The 17,167-nt window shown below is 73.4% G+C and carries 15 protein-coding genes; 12 read left to right on the forward strand and 3 right to left on the reverse strand.

Annotation, left to right across the window (positions count from 1 at the left end):
* Positions 1-137 precede the first annotated feature (137 nt).
* The 11 genes from FHG89_RS26270 (at position 138) to FHG89_RS26320 (ending at position 11,320) form a co-directional block, all read left to right on the forward strand.
* Positions 138-998 (forward strand): STAS domain-containing protein, encoded by an 861-nt coding sequence (locus FHG89_RS26270; RefSeq protein ID WP_139587086.1) that lies wholly within the window; start codon positions 138-140, stop codon positions 996-998.
* Complete coding sequence (locus tag FHG89_RS26275; RefSeq protein WP_139587087.1) at positions 998-1,408, forward strand: STAS domain-containing protein; 411 nt, start codon at positions 998-1,000, stop codon at positions 1,406-1,408. Before FHG89_RS26270 ends, FHG89_RS26275 begins: the two co-directional genes overlap by 1 nt.
* Positions 1,405-1,824: an ATP-binding protein gene (locus FHG89_RS26280; RefSeq protein ID WP_139587088.1), complete on the forward strand. Its 420-nt coding sequence runs from the start codon at positions 1,405-1,407 to the stop codon at positions 1,822-1,824. Before FHG89_RS26275 ends, FHG89_RS26280 begins: the two co-directional genes overlap by 4 nt.
* Positions 1,812-2,834 (forward strand): SpoIIE family protein phosphatase, encoded by a 1,023-nt coding sequence (locus tag FHG89_RS26285; protein ID WP_425280221.1) that lies wholly within the window; start codon positions 1,812-1,814, stop codon positions 2,832-2,834. The genes FHG89_RS26280 and FHG89_RS26285 overlap by 13 nt, the downstream gene beginning before the upstream one ends.
* Positions 2,831-4,192, forward strand: a complete 1,362-nt coding sequence (locus FHG89_RS26290; protein ID WP_139587089.1) for a sensor histidine kinase — start codon at positions 2,831-2,833, stop codon at positions 4,190-4,192. The genes FHG89_RS26285 and FHG89_RS26290 overlap by 4 nt, the downstream gene beginning before the upstream one ends.
* 11 nt (positions 4,193-4,203) lie before the next feature.
* A complete protein-coding gene (locus FHG89_RS26295; protein WP_208761118.1) occupies positions 4,204-5,733 on the forward strand; it encodes a SpoIIE family protein phosphatase in 1,530 nt (509 codons plus the stop codon).
* A gap of 170 nt (positions 5,734-5,903) precedes the next feature.
* Entirely contained in the window at positions 5,904-6,440 is a 537-nt protein-coding gene (locus FHG89_RS26300; protein ID WP_139587091.1) for a PadR family transcriptional regulator, read from the forward strand.
* On the forward strand, positions 6,437-7,138 hold the full coding sequence (locus FHG89_RS26305) for an ABC transporter ATP-binding protein (RefSeq protein WP_139587092.1): 702 nt from the start codon (positions 6,437-6,439) through the stop codon (positions 7,136-7,138). Before FHG89_RS26300 ends, FHG89_RS26305 begins: the two co-directional genes overlap by 4 nt.
* Positions 7,135-8,658 (forward strand): FtsX-like permease family protein, encoded by a 1,524-nt coding sequence (locus FHG89_RS26310; RefSeq protein ID WP_139587093.1) that lies wholly within the window; start codon positions 7,135-7,137, stop codon positions 8,656-8,658. Before FHG89_RS26305 ends, FHG89_RS26310 begins: the two co-directional genes overlap by 4 nt.
* Positions 8,659-8,771: 113 nt before the next feature.
* Complete coding sequence (locus FHG89_RS26315) at positions 8,772-9,200, forward strand: hypothetical protein (protein ID WP_139587094.1); 429 nt, start codon at positions 8,772-8,774, stop codon at positions 9,198-9,200.
* Between the two features lie 2 nt (positions 9,201-9,202).
* Positions 9,203-11,320 (forward strand): bifunctional polysaccharide deacetylase/glycosyltransferase family 2 protein, encoded by a 2,118-nt coding sequence (locus FHG89_RS26320; RefSeq protein ID WP_139587095.1) that lies wholly within the window; start codon positions 9,203-9,205, stop codon positions 11,318-11,320.
* Between the two features lie 33 nt (positions 11,321-11,353).
* Here the strand turns inward: FHG89_RS26320 and FHG89_RS33125 are convergent, their stop codons facing one another.
* On the reverse strand, positions 11,354-11,509 hold the full coding sequence (locus tag FHG89_RS33125) for a hypothetical protein (protein ID WP_167517531.1): 156 nt from the start codon (positions 11,507-11,509) through the stop codon (positions 11,354-11,356).
* Between the two features lie 18 nt (positions 11,510-11,527).
* The gene (locus tag FHG89_RS26325) at positions 11,528-13,624 is read right to left on the reverse strand and encodes a S9 family peptidase (RefSeq protein ID WP_139587096.1); all 2,097 of its coding nucleotides are present in this window, start codon (positions 13,622-13,624) and stop codon (positions 11,528-11,530) included.
* A gap of 96 nt (positions 13,625-13,720) precedes the next feature.
* Here FHG89_RS26325 and FHG89_RS26330 point away from each other — a divergent pair, with 96 nt between their 5' ends.
* Positions 13,721-15,079, forward strand: a complete 1,359-nt coding sequence (locus tag FHG89_RS26330) for an FAD-binding oxidoreductase (protein WP_139587097.1) — start codon at positions 13,721-13,723, stop codon at positions 15,077-15,079.
* A gap of 9 nt (positions 15,080-15,088) precedes the next feature.
* Here FHG89_RS26330 and FHG89_RS26335 read toward each other — a convergent pair whose 3' ends face one another.
* Complete coding sequence (locus FHG89_RS26335) at positions 15,089-17,143, reverse strand: SpoIIE family protein phosphatase (RefSeq protein ID WP_139587098.1); 2,055 nt, start codon at positions 17,141-17,143, stop codon at positions 15,089-15,091.
* Between the last annotated feature and the right edge of the window lie 24 nt (positions 17,144-17,167).

Consider the following 17,167-nt stretch of genomic DNA (forward strand, 5'->3'; position numbering starts at 1 on the left):
GGTATCCCACGACCGGGGTCGTACGCAGAACGGGAGCCGCCATCGGTGGCCCTCGTCATTTCCGTTGCCACGGGGCAAGTAGTTCGCCAGTTCCCGGTGATAGAGTCCGGCCGGTCCAGGTCGAGGGGGGTTTCGCAATGGCGTTGAACGCCGAGGAAAGTGGTCGGCTAGCCGCACTGCTCGGCGGGCACGCCGAACAGGTCACGGCTCGGTGGACCGAGATCGTCACCGGTTCGTTGCGTGGCCGGCTCAGCCAGGCCGAGTTGCGCCGGCAGGTCCAGGACCTGCACAGCGCCATCGCCACCACCGCCGGGCAGGGCGTCGTCGACCTGTCCGCCGAAAGCTCCGGCGAGCTGCGCGCCGCGCTCACCGAACTGTCCCGCGGTCGGGCCCGGCAGGGCTTCTCCGCCAGCGAGACCACGATCAGCATCTTCGCGCTCAAGGACGTGCTCGCCGAGCTGGTGCAGAAGGACGGCGGCACCAACGCGCTGCACGACTACATCGCCTTCTCCAAGCTGGTCGACGAGCTGGGCCTGTTCACCTTCGAGAGCTTCGTCCGCACCCGCGAGAGCCTGATCGCCGACCAGGCCGAGCAGCTGCTCGAACTCTCCACGCCGGTGGTCAAGCTCTGGGAGGGCGTGGTCGCCGTCCCGCTGGTCGGCACCCTGGACTCGGCACGCGCCCAGGTGGTCATGGAGCGGCTGCTGCAGACCCTGGTCGACACCGGCTCGCCGTACGCGATCATCGACATCACCGGCGTACCGGCGGTCGACACCCAGGTCGCCCAGCACATCCTGAAGACCGTGGTGGCCGCCCGGCTGATGGGCGCGGACTGCATCATCTCCGGCATCCGGCCGCAGATCGCCCAGACCATCGTCGCGCTCGGCATCGAGTTCGGCGACATCGCCACCAAGGCGAGCCTCGCCGACGCGCTGCGTCACGTGCTGCGGCTCACCGGGGTGGAGACCGCCCGCCGCCAGCCACGCCGGGACGTCTGATGGAACGCGTGCCGATCCTCAAGATCGGCGACATCCTGCTGGTCTCCATCCAGCTCGACATGTCCGACCAGACCGCGGTCCAGCTCCAGGAGGACCTCGCCGAGCGGATCGTCGACACCGGCTGCCACGGCGTGATCATCGACATCACCGCCCTGGACATCGTCGACTCCTTCGTCGGGCGGATGCTCTCCACCATCGCGTCGATCTCCAAGGTGCTCGACGCGGAGACGGTGGTGGTCGGAATGCGTCCCGCCGTCGCCATCACCCTTGTCGAACTGGGGCTGTCCCTGAACGGCATCCGTACCGCGCTGAACGTCGAGCGCGGCATGGAGCTGATCGCGGCGGCCCGCGCCGACGAGCTCGACTACCAGCTCGACGACGATCCGGACGCCGAGACGGCCACGCCGTGACCACGGGCGTCGACCTGGGCCAGCCACAGGCGCAGGCGATCCGGAGCGACGAGGACGTGGTCCGCGTCCGGCAGTTGGTCCGTTCCGTGGCGGTGGCCGTCAAGCTGTCACTTGTCGACCAGACCAAGGTGGTCACGGCGGCGAGCGAGCTGGCCCGCAACACCCTGGTGTACGGCGGCGGCGGATCGGTCGAGGTGGTGATCGTCGACAACGGCCGACGCAAGGGCGTACAGATCGTCTTCGCCGACTCCGGGCCGGGCATCCCCGACCTGGATCTGGCCCTCACCGACGGCTACACCACAGGCGGTGGCCTCGGCCTCGGCCTCAGCGGCGCCCGTCGGCTGGTCGACGAGTTCGAGATCGAGACGTCGGCGGAGACCGGCACGCGCATCACGGTGACCAAGTGGTCACGGTGAACGGGGACGCGGTCACCGACAGCGGCATCTGGTTCCGGGTGGAGGCCGGCAGCGCCGCCAGCGCCGTCCGACGCGCCGCCGAACGCCTCGGCTCACAGGTGGAGATGGACGCGACGCGCATCGCCGACCTCGCCATCGTCGCTGCCGAACTGACCAGCAACCTGGTCAAGCACGCCGACGAAGGCGTCCTGCTGCTCCGGCCGGTCCGCCGCGCCGGGGAGGCCGGCGTGGAACTGGTAGCCATCGACTCCGGACCCGGCATGGCCGACCTGACCGTCTCGTCCCGGGACGGGCACTCCACCAGCGGCACCCTCGGCATCGGCCTCGGCGCGATCGTCCGACAGGCCAGCTGGTTCGACGGGTACTCGCTGCCCGGCCGGGGCACCGTCCTCGCCGTACAGATCTGGCCCGCCGCGCCACCCCGACCGTCCTGGGCCGGTGCCCTCACCCGGCCGATCACCGGTGAGACGGTAAGCGGTGACGGGTACGCCGTCCGGGTCACCGACGGGCGCCATCAGGTGCTGGTCAGCGACGGCCTGGGGCACGGCCCACTGGCCGCCGGCGCCACCGAGGCGGCCCTGGCCGCGTTCCGCAACGCCCCGGCCGGCCCGCCGGCGACCGTCGTCGGGCACCTGCACCGGAGCATGTCGCACACCCGGGGCGCCGCGCTCGCGGTCGCCGAGCTGGCGCCGGAGGCCGGCATGCTGCGCTACGCCGGGCTGGGCAACATCTCGGGTGTGATCGTCGATGGCGACGGGCAGCGGCGGGGACTGGTGTCGCTGCCCGGCATCGCCGGGCACCAGCGGCCGACGGTCCGGGAGTACGACTACCCGTTCGGCCCGGGCGCCCGGCTGGTGATGCACAGCGACGGGGTGGTCGACCGGTGGCGGTTGACCGACTACCCGGGTCTCGTCGAGCAGTCACCGCTCGTCATGGCGGCCACCCTGCTGCGCGACGCCGGGGTACGACGCGACGACGCCTGCGTACTGGTCGCGAGGTCCTGGACATGACCGCGGAGCCGGCCGCGCCACCGCTGTTGCAGATGGCGCTGCGGGTAGAGCAGGACATCTTCGTGATCCGCCAGCGGGGTCGCGAGGTGGCCGCCGTGGTCGGGCTCGAACATCAGGACCAGGTACGGATCGCGACCGCGCTCAGTGAGGTCGCCCGGGACCTGCTGTGGACGACCGGCGGCGCGGACGTCTCGTTCCACATCGACGCGGGGGTCGACGGGCGGTTTTACCTCCGCGCCGACCTGGCACCGGTGACCCCACTGCCCGACGGCCGGTACGAGCCGCAGTCCGGCGCGGTGTCCCGACTGGTCGACACACTGAGCGTGTCGACCGTCGAGGGGGTTACGGTCGTGAGGATGTCCCGACGAGTCCCGGCCAGCGCGCCGATGCCGACCCCGGAGCGGCTCGCCGAGTTCCGTACCGAACTCGGCCGCACCGCGCCGGCCAGCGCGCTGGACGAGTTGACCGTCCAGAACGGGCAGCTCATCGCGGCACTCGACGAGGTACGCAGCCAGCGCGACGAGCTTGCCGTGCTGAACGACGAGCTGGCCGAGACCAACCGCGGTGTGCTGGCGCTCTACAACCAGCTCACCGAGGAGCTGGAGGAGACCAACCGGGGTGTGGTCGCCCTCTACGCCGAGCTGGACGAGAAATCGGCCCAGTTGCGCGCGGCCAGCGAGTCGAAGAGCCGGTTCCTGGCCAACGTGAGCCACGAGCTGCGCGCCCCGGTCACCGCGATCATCGGGTTGGGTCGGCTGCTCTCCGACTCGTCCTCCGACCCGCTCACCGCCGAGCAGGCCCGCCAGGTCGGTCTGATCCGCTCCTCGGCGGAGGATCTGCTCGGGCTGGTCAACGAACTTCTGGACCTGGCCAAGGCCGAGTCCGGCCGGATCGAGCCGGACTGGGCGGACGTCGACCTGCGTCCGCTCTTCGGCCAGCTGCGCGGCACGTTGCGCGCGCTCGCCACCCGCCCCGGGGTCGAGCTGGTGGTGGATGAGCCGCCGGCGCCCGCCCTGCTGCGCACCGACGAGGTGCTGCTCGGTCAGGTGCTGCGCAACCTCCTGCACAACGGCCTGAAGTTCACCGAACGCGGCCAGGTGCGGCTGCGTGCCCAGCGGCACGGCGACCGGTGGAGCTTCGAGGTCAGCGACACCGGCCCGGGCATCGCCCCGGAACTGCACGATCGGATCTTCGAGGAGTTCTACCAGGTGCCGGGCGCCACCCGTGTCGGCGGCACCGGCCTGGGCCTGCCGTACGCCCGGCGGTTGGTGACGCTGCTCGGCGGGACACTGGAGCTGGCCAGCGAACCGGGCCGGGGCAGCACGTTCACCGTCTCCCTGCCCACCGGCGGAGCGTGACGGTGGACGCCATGCCGGCGACCGTCCTGGTGGTCGATGACAGTCGCACAAAGCGTTACCTGCTGGTCAGTTGGCTGACTCGGGCCGGGTTCACCGTGCTGGAGGCCGAGAACGGCGCCGAGGCGCTGGCCCGGGTCGAGGTGGAGCGGATCGACCTGGTCGTGCTCGACGTCCGGCTGCCCGACCTCAGCGGGTACGAGGTCTGCGAACGGATCAAGGAGCGGCACCCGGCGACGCCGGTGATCCACGTGTCGGCGCACGCCGTCGACGTGGCCGACCGGGCCCAGGGCCTCACCCGAGGTGCGGACGCCTACCTGACCGAGCCCATCGAGCCGGAGGAGCTGATCGCCACCACGCGGGCGGTGCTGCGCTACTACCAGGCCCGCAAGCGCGCGGAACTGCTCGCCGAGCGGCTGCTCGTGCTGGCCGACACGACGGTGGCGGTGCACGCCGCGCTGAACTTCGCCCGGCTGCTGGAGGCCGCCGCCGAGGGCGCCGCGCAGATCTTCAAGAGCCCGGCGGCGGTGGTCGCCGAGACGTTCGACGGTGACTGTCTCGCGGGGATCTGCGCCGGCCCGGGCCTGAAGGCGGACGTGGTGCCGTGGGTCGTCGACGACACGGGGGTGCCGACCGGGGCGACCGTGCGGGTCCAGGAGCCGGCGCAGTGGGGGCTGCTCAGCTGGCCGGCGGGCGATTCGGTGACGGTGGCCGCCGCCCGGCTCCGCGAGGACCGGGCCCCGCTGTACGTGGTGGTCCCCACCGCCACCCAGACCGCGCGGACGCCGGTGCTCGTGCAGCTCGCGCAGGCGGTCGCGGCGGCCGTTGAGGCGCAGCGCTCGTTCGACGAGGAGCACCGGATCGCCGTCACCCTCCAGCGCAGCCTCCTGCCGCGCGGGCTGCCCCAGGTGGCCGGACTGGATCTCGCGGTGCGCTACGAGCCGGCCAGCGCGCAGACCGAGGTGGGTGGCGACTTCTACGAGCTGGTGATGCTCGACGGGCACCTGCTCCTGGCGATCGGCGACGTGGCCGGTCACTCGCTGCACGCGGCGACCGTGATGGCCGAGCTGCGGCACGCCGTGCGGGCGTACGCGGTCGAGGGGCACCAGCCCGGCGAGATCCTGCACCGGGTCAACGAGCTGATGCGCACGCTCCTGCCGAACGAGCTGGCCACGCTCTGCGTGCTGCTGCTGCACCCGCCGACCGGGCGGGTCCGGTTGGCCAGCGCCGGTCACCTGCCACCGGTGCTCAGCCTGGACGGCAAGGTCGAGTTCGTGCAGCACTCGGCACCGCTGCTCGGCGTCCGCGCCCCCCGCCCGGCCGATCTGGAGTTCGTGCTGCCGGCCGGGGCGACGCTGGTGTTCTACACCGACGGCCTGATCGAGCGGCGGGACGCCACCATCGACGAGGGGTTGGCCGCGCTCGCCGCGCTGACCGGCACCGTCGACGAGGACCTGGACCGGTTCTGCGAGCGGCTGCTGATGGAGCTGGCCCCACCGGAGATCCAGGACGACGTGGCAGTGGTCGTGCTGCGCCGCCGCTGAGCGGGTGGTGCCGTCTTCGGTGCCTCGTCATGGAAGCGCTCGTTCCTGAAGACCCACCAGCAGCCGGTGCCCCCGGAGCGCCCGACCTGGCCCACCTCCTGTCGCGGACCGGCCGCGCCCCCACCTGGAGTCGTTGACTCGGGGTATTCGCTTGGTGAATAGTGGGTGGGGTGTCCACGTCGCACGTCCTGCTCGGGTTGCTCGCTGCTGGCAGCCGGCACGGGTACGACCTCAAGCGCGCGCACGACGAGCGGCTGCCCCGGGCCCGGCCGTTGGCCTTCGGGCAGGTCTACGCCACCCTCGGTCGCCTGCAACGCGACGGCCTGGTGGCCGCCGCCGGTCAGGACCGGGCGGCCGGCCCGGACCGCACGACGTACGCGCTGACCGACCCGGGCCGGGCCGCGCTCGACGAGTGGTTGTCCACCGTCGAGCCACCCATGCCGTACGTGGCCAGCACGCTCTTCACCAAGGTCGTGGTGGCGCTGCTTGTCGCCGACGTCGACCGGGCCCGGTCCTACCTGATCGCCCAGCGCGGCGCGCACAGCGCACGGCTGCGCGAGTTGACCGCGGCCAAGGCCGACCCGGCCGCCACCCTCAGCGATGTGATCGCGGCCGACTTCGCGATCGACCACCTCGACGCCGACCTGCGGTGGCTGCGCGCCACCCTGGACCGGGTCGCCGACTGGCACCGGGAGGTGCATCCGTGACGCAACTCCAGGCTCGCGGCGTGGTTCGGGCGTACGGCCCGACGCCCGCCCTGCGTGGCGTGACGCTCGACGTGGCCGAGGGCGAGATCGTCGCCGTCACCGGTCCCAGTGGCTGCGGCAAGTCGACCCTGCTGCACTGCCTGGCGGGGATCCTCCGCCCGGACGCCGGTGAGGTCACCTGGCGCGGTCACCGGATCGACACCTGGTCGGAGGCGGCCCGGTCCCGGTTGCGGCGCACCGAGTTCGGGGTGCTGTTCCAGTTCGGCCAGCTGGTGGCCGAGCTGACCGCGGCGGAGAACGTCTCCCTGCCGCTGCTTCTCGCCGGCACGGGGCGGCGAGAGGCGCGGACGGCGGCGCTCACCTGGCTGGAACGGTTCGGGGTGGCCGAGCTGGCCGACGTCCGGCCGGGTGAGTTGTCCGGCGGTCAGCAGCAGCGCTGCGCCACGGCACGGGCGCTGGTCACCGAGCCGCGGGTGCTCTTCGCCGACGAGCCGACCGGCGCGCTGGACACGCTCACCGGCGAGCAGGTCCTCACCCAACTGGTCCGGCTCGCCCGTGAGCAGCACACCTCCGTCGTGCTTATCACCCACGAGCCGCGGATCGCCGCGTACGCCGATCGGGAGATCATGCTGCGCGACGGCCTGGTGGACCACACCGGCCTGGGGCTCGACGTGCCGCTGGCCGGCGGCGCGCGGTGAGACCGGGGACGCTGGTCCGGCTCGCTCTCGCCGGCACCCGCACCGACACCGCCCGGGTGGTGCTCACGGCGCTCAGCGCCCTGCTGGCGACCCTGGCCGGGCTGGCGGCCCTCACCGTGCTGGCCATCGACAAGCCGCCCGGCGACGCCTGGACGGAGTCGGAGCAGTACCGCAACGCGCTGCTGCGCGAGCCCGGGTTGCGCGGCGGGACGGCGTTCGCGTTGCTGATGCTGACCATCCCGGTGCTGGCGTTGGCCGGTCAGTGCGCCCGGCTCGGCGCTCCGGCCCGGGACCGCCGGCTGGCGGCGCTGCGGCTGGCCGGTGCCACCCCCGGTCAGGTCACCCGGCTGGCGGTGCTGGAGACCGGGGTGGCCGCCCTGCTGGGCACGCTCGCCGGGCTGGGCCTCCACCTGGGCGGTCGGGAGATCCTGCACCGGCCGGACGCGCAGGGTCGGCTGGCGCTGCCCACCGACGTGCTGCCGTCGACAGGTGCGATCGCGGCGGTGGTGCTGGGCCTGCCGGTGCTCGCCGCGTTGGCCACCGCCCTGATGCTGCGGACGGTCACCGCGAGTCCGCTCGGGGTGAGCCGTAGGGCCCCTCGCGAGCGTGGCCCGCGGCCGTGGGCCGGCATCCTGATCGGGGTCGGCGTGGCCTCGTTCGCGGCGGTCCGCCCGGTTGCGTACCGGTTCGACGGCAACGACGAGGTGCTGGGCTGGCTGGTGCCACTGTTGTTCGTGGCCGGTGCGCTCGCCGCGATGATCGGGGTGGTGATCGGCACCGGCTGGATCTCGTACACCTGCGGTCGGTTGTTGCGGCGGTACGCCCGCCGGCCGCCGGCCCTGCTCGCGGCGGGCCGGCTGATGGCCGACCCGTGGGCGGGCAGCCGGACCTTTGCCGCGCTGCTGGCCGCGGTGATCTTCGGTGCCGGGGCGGCCGCCCTGCGCGCCTACTTCGTCACCCAGGACCAGCTCCAACGGGCCCAGAGCCAGCTCGCCGGGGCGGACGGGGGCGCCGACCCGTTCTACCTGTCCACCATGGACCTGGTCGACGCCGCCGTCGCGGTGGCCATCCTGATCGCGGCGGGTGGACTGATGGTCGCGCTCGTCGAGGGGATCGTCGCCCGTCGACGCGCCTACGCCGCCCTGGTCGCCACGGGAGTGCCGCGCGGCACGCTGAGCCGTTCGGTGGCCTGGCAGGCGCTGACCCCGGCGGTGCCGGCGATCCTGCTCGCGCTCGCCGTGGGCGAACTGCTCGGCCGAGGGCTCTTCCCGAGAGCGGCGACGGGAGGGTCGTCGGCGCAGGTCTGCAACGCCACGGCCGCGCTCTGCGACGACCCGGCCACCCGCGAGCGGTACACGCGGATCGTCGAGACCCCCGGGGCCGAGCGGGTGCCGGACGTACCCCTGGAACACCTGGCCTGGCTCGGGGCCGGCGCGACGGTCGCGGTGCTGGTGACGGTCGGCGTCGGCCTGCTCTTCCTGCGCGTCAGCATCGCCCTCGACGAGCTGCGGACGGCCTGAGTCGATGTAACACCGCTGGTGGCGGTGCCGCTGTGTGCAGCGGAGGCCCGGACGATCGGGTCTCCGGCGTCGGGCCGGACGGTCCCGGCGTGGTGACGGTGGGAGTTCGCCAGATGCACAACCAACCGGGCTCAGCCCCGCCGGTGTTCGTCGACGGCACCGGGCGTCGCCGCCGACTGACCGTCATCGCGGGCACCGCCATGGGCCTTGGCCTGCTCACCAGCCTCGCCCTGATCGCCGCGGGGCTCTTCCTGGACACCTCGGTGCCGCTGCCCGGCTGGTCGGACGACTCCCGGGGGACGCGCCCGGTGGAGGCCGGCGTGGACGGGATCACGCCGCCCCGGGTGGCCGAGTCGCCGTCGCCGTCGCCGGTGGCCCGCACGTCGGCGCCGCTGCCGCGCGCCACCCCGACCACCGGCGACCGGTCCCGGACCACGGCCGCCACGCCCACCGGGGCGCCATCCGCCACCGACCAACCGGGTCGTGGCGACGAGCACCGCCCCACCGCCAAGCCGAGCAAATCGCCCGGTAAGCCGCAGTGACGATGGCGAAACACGTGGCCCGGCGTGACCCTCGGGCGCACTGGCTGCTGCTCCTGCTCGGGCTGCTCCTGCTGCTGGCGGCGCTCACCGTCAACGGCCTGGTGAGCGGTCTCGCGGGCGGCTCGGGAAACGCCACCGCCCGGCCCTCGCCGGACGTGCCGGCCGCCGTCAGCTCGGGTGGCCCGGTGCTCCGGCTGGACCGCGCTGAACCGGTCAGCCGGGCGCTGCCGGACCGCACCATCGCGCTGACCTTCGACGACGGGCCGGACCCGCGCTGGACGCCACAGATCCTCGACGTGCTGCGCCGGCACGGCGCGCACGCCACCTTCTTCGTGGTGGGTGGCCGGGTCAACGAGCACCCCGAACTGGTCCGGCGGATCCTCGCCGAGGGGCACGAGATCGGGTCGCACACGTTCACCCACGCCGACCTCGCCGACGTGCCGTCGTGGCGGCGTGACATCGAACTGTCGCTGACCCGCAAGGCGGTCGCGTCGGCCACCGGCCGGGAACTGACCCTGCTCCGGCCGCCGTTCTCCTCGGTGCCGGCGGCGCTGACCGGGTCCGAGTACGCCGCGCTGCGCGCCGCCGCCGGTGCCGGGCACGTCGCGGTGCTCGCCGACCTGGACACCAGGGACTGGCAGCGTCCCGGCGCCGACCAGATCGTCCGGGCGGCCACCCCGAAGCGGGGACGGGGAGCGGTGGTGCTGATGCACGACGGCGGCGGCGACCGGGCGCAGACCATCGCCGCGCTGGACCGGTTGCTGCCCGCGCTGACCGAACAGGGCTACCGGTTCACCACCGTCTCCGCCGGCATCGACGCCTCGCCGTCGATGGTTCCGGCGGGCGTCGGTACCCGGCTGAGCGGCACCGCGCTGCGCTGGACCCAGACCGCTGCCCGCTGGTCCGCCGGGGTGATGAACGTCCTGCTCGCCACCGCACTGGTGCTCGGGGTCGCGCGTCTGGCGGTGCAGGTGTTCTGCGCCCAGCGGCACGTGCGCCGGGTCCGCCGGCCCCGCCGGGACCGTCCCGAGGTGCGGGAACCGGTGTCGGTGATCGTGCCCGCGTACAACGAGGCCGCGAACATCGCCGCCACGGTTCGTTCCCTGCTGGCCAGCGCGTACCCGGCGTTGGAGGTGATCGTGGTGGACGACGGGTCGGACGACGGCACCGCCGACATCGTCGAGCGGATGCGACTGCGCGGGGTACGGGTGATCCGGCAGGCCAACGCGGGCAAGCCGGCGGCGCTGAACACCGGTATCCGGGCGGCCCGGGCGAACCTGCTGGTGCTTGTCGACGGGGACACCGTCTTCCAGCCGGACACCGTGCACCGGCTGGTCCAGGGCTTCGCGGATCCGTCGGTGGGCGCGATCAGCGGCAACACCAAGGTCGCCAACCGGCGTCGGCTGCTCGGCCGGTGGCAGCACCTGGAGTACGTGATCGGCTTCAACCTCGACCGACGGATGTACGACGTGCTGGAGTGCATGCCGACCATCCCCGGCGCGATCGGCGCGTTCCGCCGCGAGGTGCTGCTGCGGGTGGGAGGGGTGCCGTCGGACACGCTGGCCGAGGACACCGACCTGACCATGAAGGTGCTGCGGGCCGGCTGGCGGGTCGTCTACGAGGAGTCGGCCATCGCCTGGACCGAAGCCCCGTCGTCGTTGCGCCAGCTCTGGCGGCAGCGCTACCGCTGGTGCTACGGCACGATGCAGGCGATGTGGAAGCACCGGCACGCGCTGCGCGAGTCGGGCGCCGGAGGCAAGTTGGGCCGACGCGGCCTGCCGTACCTCACGGTGTTCCAGATCGTGTTGCCGCTCACCGCGCCCGCGGTCGACGTGTTCGCCGTGTACGGCCTGCTCTTCCTGCCCTGGTCGACCCTCGCCCTGGCCTGGGCGGGGCTGCTGCTGCTGCAGGCGGCCACCGCCGCGTACGCGCTGCGACTGGACCGGGAGCGGTACGGCCCGCTCTGGTCGCTGCCGTTCCAGCAACTGGTCTACCGGCAGCTCATGTACCTGGTGGTGGTGCAGTCGGTGGTCACCGCGTTGGTCGGCAACCGGCTGCGCTGGCAGCGGATGGTGCGGACCGGCGAGGCGGCGGTGTTGGTCGGCGCCGGCCGCGGCTGACGCTCCCTCGGCCCGGCGCCAGCCGTCGGCCGGTCAGGTCGGGGCGTGGAAGAGGCCGGCCGACCAGGAGATCAGCAGGCCGACGGCGGCGGAGCAGCAGCACACGAGCAGGGCGGCGGCGACCACCGCGAGGATCATCCAGGCGGACGCGCGCCGGGGCGCCGACCCCGGCTCGTCCTCATCGGTCATCGCCGCCGCCGCCCGTCGTCAGGCCCGGCCCAGGCGGTCCAGGATCCAGGCGTTGATGAACGCCTCCTCACGCCAGGCGTCGTAACGGCCGCTCGGCCCGCCGTGCCCGGCGCCCATCTCGGTCTTGAGCAGGTAGTCGCCCTGCGGTGCGGTCGCCCGCAGCCGGGCGATCCACTTCGCCGGCTCCGAGTAGAGCACCCGCGTGTCGTTGAGGCTGGTCACCGCGAGGATCGCCGGATAGTCCACGGCGGCCACGTTCTCGTACGGCGTGTACGACTTCATGTACGCGTACACCTCGGGGTCCTCGAGCGGGTTGCCCCACTCCTCCCACTCGGTGACGGTCAGCGGCAGCGACGGGTCGAGGATCGAGGTGAGCGCGTCCACGAACGGCACCTGCGCGACGATCCCCGCGAACGCGTCCGGGGCGAGGTTGGCCACCGCGCCCATCAGCAGGCCACCGGCCGAGGCGCCCCGGGCGACCAGCCGGTCGCTTGCCGTCCAGCCGGCCTTGACCAGGTGTCGGGCGCAGGCGACGAAGTCGGTGAACGTGTTCTTCTTGGCAAGCATCTTGCCCTGGTCGTACCAGCGGCGGCCCAGCTCACCGCCGCCCCGGGTGTGCGCCACCGCGAAGACCACGCCCCGGTCCAGCAGGGACAGTCGGGCCACCGAGAACCACGGGTCCATGCTGGCCTCGTACGAGCCGTAGCCGTACAGCTCGCAGGGCGCCGAGCCGTCCCGGGGGGTGCCGACCCGGCAGACCAGCGAGATCGGCACCCGGGTGCCGTCGTCGGCGAGCGCCCAGTCGCGGTGCTGCTCGTACTCCGCCGGGTCGTACGGCCGTCCGTCCGGCCCGGGCAGCACCGGCTTCTGCTTGCGCAGCACCATCTGCCGGGTGACCAGGTCGTAGTCGTACACGGAGTCCGGGGTGACCAGCGACGCGTAGCGCAGGCGGATCTGCCCGGTGCGGTACTCCGGGTTGGCGTCCAGCCCGACGCTGTAGAGCGGCTCGGGGAAGTCGATGTCGTACGAGTCGTCGCTGCCCACCGGCAGCACCCGCAGGCCGGTGAGCCCGTCGGTGCGCAGTGACACCACCAGGTGGTTCGCGAACGCGTCTACCGCCTCCAGCCGGGTGCCGGGGGTGTGCTCGATCAGCGGCACCCAGTCGCCCGGCGCGTCCGCCGAGGTGAACGCCAGCGCGAAGTCCTCCGCGCCGTCGTTGTGCAGGATGAGGAAGCGGTGGCCGTGGTGCTCCACCGCGTACTCGATGCCCTGCCGGCGTGGCGCGATCACGGCCGGGGCGCCGGTCGGGTTGCCGGCGGGGATCACCAGCACCTCGCTGGTGACCTTGCTGTGGATGTCGACGAGGATGAACTTCTCCGAGCGGGTCAGCTCCACGCCGACCCAGAACCGCTCGTCGTCCTCCTGGTGGACCACCACGTCGTCGGCGGAGGCCGAGCCGACGGTGTGCCGCCAGACCCGGTTCGGCCGCCAGGCGTCGTCGACCGTGACGTAGAACAGCACCGACGCGTCGGCCGACCAGGCGGTGCCGTAGAACGTGTCCGGCACCTCGTCGGGCAGCAGCTCGCCGGTGGTCAGGTCCTTGACGCGCAGGGTGAACCGCTCGTCGCCGGAGAAGTCGGTGGAGTAGGCCAGCCAGCGACCGTCCGGGCTGACGTCGAACGCACCCAGGGAGAAGAAGTCGTGCCCCTCGGCCAGCAGGTTGCCGTCGAGCAGCACCTCCTCGCCGTCGAGCGGGGCGCCGTCCGCGCTGACCGGCGGATCGGTCTCGCCGTCCCGGACGGCGCGGCGGCAGTGCACCCCGTACTGCTGACCCTCGATCGTCCGGGTGTAGTACCAGTGCCCGCCCTTGCGGGTCGGCACCGACAGGTCGGTCTCGAGGGTGCGCCGCCGGGTCTCCTCGAACAGGGCGGTGCGCAGCTCGGCCAGGTGCGCCGTGCGCGCGTCGGTGTACTCGTTCTCGGCGGTCAGGTAGGCGATCGTCTCGGGGTCGTCCTTGACGGCGAGCCAGGCGTACTCGTCGACGACGGTGTCGCCGTGGTGGGTGCGCTCGGTGGGCACCCGCTTCGCCGCGGGCGGGGCAGTCTCGGTGGTCACGGCGGCCACGTTACCGGCCGGCCCGTGCCACGCGCCGGACCAGCGGCATCCCGATATCCCTCACCACGTCTTTCGAACACATGTACGATGGCCGGCATGGCGGCAGCAGCGAGTTCCCTCGGCCGGTCCGGAGCCCTTGAGATCACCCGGCGGTTGGCGGCGATCTGCGGTCCGCCGTTCTCCCGGCTGGGTGGGGCGGCCGACGAGGTGGCGGGGCGACGGGCGCGCTGGGTGGCGGTGCCGGGTGGGCCGCACGCCGCCGCCGAGGTGCTGCGGCTGGCCGCCGCACATGATCTGACGGTGGTGCCCCGGGGCGCCGGCACGAAGATCGACTGGGGTGCCGCGCCGGTGCAGGTCGACATCATGCTCGACACGGGCCGGTTGGCCGGCATCGGTCACGAGCCGGTCGGTGCGCCGGTCGCCGAGGTGGGCGCCGGCACACCGTTGCGGGCGGTGCAGGCGACGCTGGAGCGCACCGGGCAACGGCTGGCCTTGGACGCCCCGTCGCCCGGGGCGACCCTGGGCGGGGTGCTCGCCGCCGGTGAGGCCGGTCCGCTGCGGCACCGCCACGGCAGCCCCTGCGACCAGCTCCTCGGCGTCCGCTATCTGGGCGCCGACGGTGAGCTGGTCAGCGCCGGTGGCGGCGCGCCCGGTCTCGACCTGGCCCGGCTGCTCTGCGGCTCGCAGGGCGCGCTAGGCGTGCTGGTCTCGGCGAGCCTGCGGGTGCAGCCGGCGCCGGCGAGCCGGCTGTGGGTGTCCCGTCCGGTGTGGACGCCGCTGGAGGTGCACGACCTGGTCCGCATGATCCTCGCCGCCCGACTGGACCCGGCGGCCGTCGAGCTGGACCTACCCGCCGGTACGCCCCGGCCGCGTACGCCGTACCCGCCCGGTCATCCGTCCGCCACCGCCCGGGAACGCCACCCGTCGATGTCGGGTCGACCCGGTGCGCCGTCCCGCGCGGGCAGCCTGGTGGTGCTGTTGGAGGGCGGCCCGGCCGACGCCACCGAACGCGCCGAACGCCTGGTGGGCCTGCTGCACGGGGAGGCGACAGTCGCGCACTCCGCCCCGACGTGGTGGCGGCGTTACCCGTTCGCGCCGGGCGACACGGCGCTGCGGCTGGAGGTGCCGATCAGTGACCTGCACGCGGCCGTGTACGCGCTGCGCGACGCGGCCGGCGCCCCGGTGCCGGTGCGGGGTTCGGCCGGGCTGGGCGTGGTGCACGCGGCGTTGCCCGGTGCGCTGGCGCCCGACCGGGTGGCGTCCATCCTGGCCGCCGTCCGCGGGGTGTTGATGGCCCGGGAGGGCCGCTGCGTCGTGGTCTCCGCTCCAGCGCCGGTCCGGCGGGCCGTCGACCTCTGGGGTGAGATCGCCGGTCTGGCCCAGTTGCGGGCCGCGAAGGAGCACCTCGACCCGGATCACCGGCTCGCCCCCGGTCGACTGCCCGGTGGCCTGTGACCCGTCCGGTCAGGCGGCGTCGTTGCGCAGCACCAGGATGGCGATGTCGTCGCGGGGCGGTTCGACCGAGAAGTTGATCGCGGCGGCGCGCAGTCGGGCGGCCACCACGTCGGCCGAGTAGCCGGCCAGCGGCGCGGCCGCGTCCCGCAGCCGGTCGGTACCGAACAGCTCCCGGCCGCGTCGCCGCTCGGTGACGCCGTCGGTGTAGAAGATGAGCGAGTCGCCGGGCCCGAGCCTGATCTGCGCCGTCGGCGACGTGATCGTGTCGAGCAGGCCGAGCGCCGTGCCGCCGGTGCCCACGAACCCGGCGCCGCCCTTCCCGGCCAGCAGCACCGGTCGGTCGTGCCCCGCCAGGTGCAGCGCGACGTCCAGCTGGTTGCCACCGCCCGGGCCGACCGCAGCCAGGGCCAACGTGCAGTACCTGCCGCCGCCCCGCTCGACAAGCGTCTCGTTGAGTCGGGACAGCACCTCCGACAGCGGCTTGCCGTCGCCGACCAGCACCCGGATCACGTCCCGGACCAGCCCGGTCACCGCGGCGGCCTGCACGCCCTTGCCCGAGACGTCGCCGATCACCACAAGCGAACGCCCGTCGGGCAGCGGCACCACGTCGTAGAAGTCGCCGCCGACCTCCGCGTCGTCGCCGGTCGGGACGTACTCGGCGGCGAAGCCGATCCCGTCCACCACCGGCAGCACCGGGGGCAGCAGGGATTGTTGGAGGGTCTGCGCCACCCGCCGGCGCTCGGCGTGGATGCGGGCGTTCTCGATTGCCAGCGCGGCCCGGCGGGCCACGTCCTCCAGGACTGCCACCTCGTCCGGGTCGTGCCGGTGCCGCTGGTGCCGCCCCACGGCGAGGGTGCCGAGCCGCTGCCCGCGCGCGATCAGCGGAACCGCGAACCCCTCCATCGGCCCGCCGAGCGGGATCTGCGCCGCGCTGCGCGACGCCTCGCGCAGCCGTGCCTGGATCGAGTCCGGTCCGGTCTCCGCCAGCACCTTGTGCAGCTGCGGCAGCACCGACTCGTCGGCGTGGGTCGCCGCCGCCAACCGCAGCCGACCCCACTCGTCGGTGGTGTGCACCGCGCACCACTGGCCGAGCCGCGGCACCACCAGCTGCGGGATCAACGCCATGGTCAGCTCGACGTCCAACGACTGGGCCAGCAGTTCGCTCGCCTCGGCCAGGAACGTCAGCCACGCCTGCCGGCGGACGTCGGCCCGGCGCAGCCGGTCGTTCTCCAGGTGCAGCGACAGCCGCTCGGCGGTCAGCACCGCCAGGGGCCGGGCGTACGCGGACGGTGCGGCGTCCAACTCCAGCTCCCCGCCGTACGGGCGGTGCACGGTCAGCGGCACCTGGAGCAGTTCGCTGTCGAGGCGGGGCTGACGGCCGATGCGGGCCAGCACCTGCCGGCCCTGCCCGTCGCCCCGGTCCAGGCGGATCGCGCCGCCGGCCGCTCCCACCATTTCGGCGAGCCGGCTGAGCAGGCCGGCGGCGAAGTCGGGCAGCGGGTCGTCCGCGTACATGTCGGGGGCGGTCTGCATGAGTTCGCTCATGGCGCTGGCGCTCGGGCCGGAGCTGTCCGCGGCCGTCCCGGTCGGTGTCGCGTTGCCGGCGGCGTCGGGCGGGTCGGCGTCGGGACGGTCCAGCCGGAACCAGACGCCCTTGCCGGTGGGCAGGTACGTGGTGCCCCACCGGCTGGCGAAGTGGTCGACAAGCAGCAGGCCACGGCCCCGCTCGGACACCTCGTTGATCTCGGTGGCGTCGTTCCGGGCGCCGACGGTCAGCTCGTCACCGGGCCCGGCTGCGAAGTCGGAGACGGTCACGGTGAGCCCCACCTCGTCGGCGACGACGTCGATGTCCAACTCGGTGCGGGCGTGTTCGACGGCGTTTGTGGTCAGCTCCGTGGTGAGCAGCAGAGCCTCGTTGGCCAGCTCGTCGAGGTGAGCCTCGGTCAGCACCGAGCGGACGACCGCGCGGGCGGCGGCGGGGGTACGCCTGTCGGCGGGCAGTCTGACATGCCGGACCGCCCCGTTCCGGGCCCCGGCCGCCGCGGGCCCCGCCTCGGCTGACACCTTCGTATCCTCCATCGTCCTCCC

Source organism: Micromonospora orduensis (genome assembly GCF_006228125.1).
In the GTDB taxonomy this organism is placed as follows: Bacteria; Actinomycetota; Actinomycetes; order Mycobacteriales; family Micromonosporaceae; genus Micromonospora; species Micromonospora orduensis.